Raw genomic sequence first — 3,022 nt, 5'->3', positions numbered from 1 at the left:
GTGAGTCCGAGATGAGCTCCATTGCTGTCGGTTTCGTCGATGCTGCTGTCGGTCAAGCGTTTCACGGCACAGCCGAAGGCAGGATCGGTATAGCTCTGGCCCTTGGCCGGCGGTACAAACGTCGCCCAGTTCGTAGGAATATGCACTAGCCCGTCATTCTGCTTGCCGCAGATTAGTCGTGATGGAGCTTCGGTCACAGAATTGCCCGTCTTCCCAGCATGGGAATCAGATCGAGCACTTCGGTTACAGCCGGAATTTGTTAGGAGCAGCGTCAGAACCGCAACAAGGAAAAGGATCATTTGTGACACACTTATACTGATCCGAGTGGCGGTTTCAAGTTTTCGCGAACGCGCATAGTTTTCGGGATCAGAATTGTACAGGTGCCGCGGCTCGCAACACTTCATTTTGCTCTTCCGATCCCATCTTTATCTAAAGCAATTTTCGAATCCTCTGACAAGATCGCGTCATTCAAGATGTCCTCACGCTTAAGAATGCCAGAGCGAGTGCGCCACGTGCCGCCTCAAGTCTGGTGGATTTTGCTGATCGGAGCGGCGCTCCGTCTCGGATTTTTCGTGGTGGCGGAGAACAATGGTGGCGATGCTCTTGCGCGTGCGGCAATGACTGCAGGATGGTTGCAGCACCCTGCTTTCCGACTCAATTTTGAGCCGTGGCTTCCTGTGCATTTTTGGCTTATGGGAGGTATGTCTTTATTAGTTCGTGACGTCAGCTTTGGGTCGCGTGCATTAAGCCTGGTTTTGGGAGTCAGCACGTTAGCGGTTTTCTGGCTTCTAGTGAAAGAGATTTATGGCAAGCGGGCAGCGCTTTTATCTCTTCTTGTATTCACGTTCTATGCGCTGCACATCGGGTACAGTACAACCTCATCTTCGGAGGCTCCATACCTCTTTTTCCTACTCTGTGGCTTACTTGCGTTTTTTTGGTATCGGCAATTGCATTCACTTGCTTTTCTGATTGTGGCGGCGATTGCGTTGGCAATTGGCGCTGGCATACGCTACGAGGCTTGGATCTGCATTTTTGCAGTGTTTCTAGTCCTGTTACTTATGCCATCCGAGAACGCAAATCTGGGGCACGGGAAGCACGTCCGTGAAGTCCTGTCGTTCGGAGCGATTGCTGCCTTGTGGCCATTGTTCTGGATGGCCTACCAGTGGAAGATGTTTGCGAAGCCTCTTTACGGGGTCACGATGAACTACGCCTGGGTCGCCCAGCAAACTGCAATCGAACACAGGTCCGCTCTGTATCGATTGGTGCAGCCAGCGGGGGTGATTCTGCTTACACTTTGCCCCATCGCGGTCATTGCAAGCATCTACGGATTGGTGTCGGGGATGCGCTTACGCCGAAGCCGAGAATTCGGATTGATTCTGCTGACTATGGGGACCGTATTCGCGATTCAAAGTACTACTGGCGGCGTGAATTCCATGGCTCGTTACACGATCACATTAGGAACACTCATCGCAATTCCTTCGGGCTACGGATTCTGCCAATTTGCGAGGTTTATGCGCCGGTCCATGCAGACTCAATTTCGGGCAGCGATAACAGTCCTGTTGCTCCTCAACTTAGGCGCAATTCTTGCAGTAAGCGAGCTGCCAAATCGCTTGAGCGATAAATTCAGCGCGATATCTCCGCGACTTCGGTTTCCCAATCGTATCGAGGAGCTTCGGCAGTACTTGAGGCCAAGAATCACGGTGGATGATGCTTTGGTCATCGACGACTACAACGTGGAATCCAATATCATAGCGGCAGCTGTTGGGGTGCCATTCCGCGCTAGCAGTCGCGTATTCCTGGCCTCCTCGCATCCAATATCGGAGCTGACGGGATTCTTTCACGAAAGACATCCTCGATATGTGATTTATTCAGATCGCGGAGTGCTTCCTGCTGCTCTACCTTTACAGGGGAAGTGTACGAGCTCGGGTATAAGGATTCAGGACAGAACATTCCAGTGCCTGTTCGAAAATGATGTATATCGTGTTTATCAGGTGACCTACGGCCAATCGTTCGAAGCGGACGAACGCTTTTCAGATCAAGCCGGGCAGCAGCCCGGTGCCGATCAAGCGCGGCGAGCAGGTTATCTCGACAACGCGCCTCGCTTGTGAGCATTTCTCAGAATGAGAGTAGTTCCAGAATGGAATTTCCAGGCAATCCGTGAAACTCTCGCGCCAAACTCTTACGGCTGTATAGCAGGCGTGGAAGATCCACTCGCGTTATGACCAGATTTCCTATTAAGCAGTTCTTGCGATTCTTAATCGTCGGTACTATCAATACCGCGGTGGATCTGGCTGTTCTTAATGCGCTGATTATTATCAGCAAGAGAGGCCGAGAGGGGCTGCTGTATGCCGTCTTCAAGGCTATCGCCTTCACGGCCGCCGTGATTAACAGCTACTTAATGAATCGGACCTGGACTTTTCCGCGTTCCGCCGATAAAAGGCAGGTGCTCGAAGGCGGACAATTTCTCTTTGTCAGCCTTGTTGGCGCGGTCCTGAATGTAAGTAGCTCATGGTATGTGGCCACATTTGTGCCTCGAGTTTGGAAAACACAGGGCTACTGGCCTTCAGTTGCGGCGCTGGTGGGTACGGGATTTTCGTTCGCGTTGAACTTCCTCGGCTATAAGTTCTGGGTTTTCGCGCCACGGCCTGCCTCAGCACGGCAGCCTGAGCGTGCTCAAGCTGCCGCGTAGCTGAAAGCCCGATTTCCTATTGCACGTTGATCATGAATACATCGGTGCAAGCGGTGGAGACGTGCCAGTTTCCGCTACAGCCGTTGGGATGAGCCATGTTGCTGTCGAAGATGACGTATTTGCCATCGCGACTAATGGCGGCATGAGGCTGGGCTCCGAAGTCCTCCATGGCGCGAGTACGGGCATGAGCCAGACGATAGATTTTCGTGCTGCTGTTGTTGGCATCGATGCGCGCCAGAATGAGCTCGTCCTCGTATAGCGCCCAGTTGCTGGAAGAAGGCGCTTGGTAATTGCCGTCGTTGGTGAAAAATTCCGGTCCCGGTGTGTTGCCTT

General features: G+C 52.5%; 4 protein-coding genes. 2 read left to right on the top strand and 2 right to left on the bottom strand.

Going from position 1 to position 3,022, the window contains the following annotated elements; all coding sequences use genetic code 11:
• Nucleotides 1-299 (bottom strand): hypothetical protein (locus DMG62_24550; protein PYY19515.1); only part of this gene is annotated, 299 nt, incomplete at its 3' end.
• 81 nt (nucleotides 300-380) lie between these two features.
• On the opposite strand from DMG62_24550, the gene DMG62_24545 reads away from it, so the two are divergent.
• Nucleotides 381-2,108 carry a hypothetical protein gene (locus DMG62_24545; protein PYY19514.1) on the top strand — a complete coding sequence of 576 codons (1,728 nt, stop codon included), beginning with the start codon at nucleotides 381-383 and terminating at the stop codon, nucleotides 2,106-2,108.
• Between the two features lie 110 nt (nucleotides 2,109-2,218).
• Nucleotides 2,219-2,689: a hypothetical protein gene (locus DMG62_24540; protein ID PYY19513.1), complete on the top strand. Its 471-nt coding sequence runs from the start codon at nucleotides 2,219-2,221 to the stop codon at nucleotides 2,687-2,689.
• A gap of 16 nt (nucleotides 2,690-2,705) precedes the next feature.
• Here DMG62_24540 and DMG62_24535 read toward each other — a convergent pair.
• On the bottom strand, nucleotides 2,706-3,022 hold a 317-nt coding region (locus DMG62_24535), incomplete at its 5' end, for a hypothetical protein (GenBank protein PYY19512.1).

It is taken from the genome of Acidobacteriota bacterium (assembly GCA_003225175.1).
In the GTDB taxonomy this organism is placed as follows: domain Bacteria; phylum Acidobacteriota; class Terriglobia; order Terriglobales; family Acidobacteriaceae; genus Gp1-AA112.
The sequence above is the reverse complement of the archived record's forward strand: the minus strand, read 5'-3'. Positions and strand labels throughout refer to the sequence as shown.

What these genes read in the sequence shown, in the direction of transcription:
- DMG62_24540 (PYY19513.1), top strand. Translation starts at nt 2,219, where the DNA reads ATGACCAGATTTCCTATTAAGCAGTTCTTGCGATTCTTAATCGTCGGT.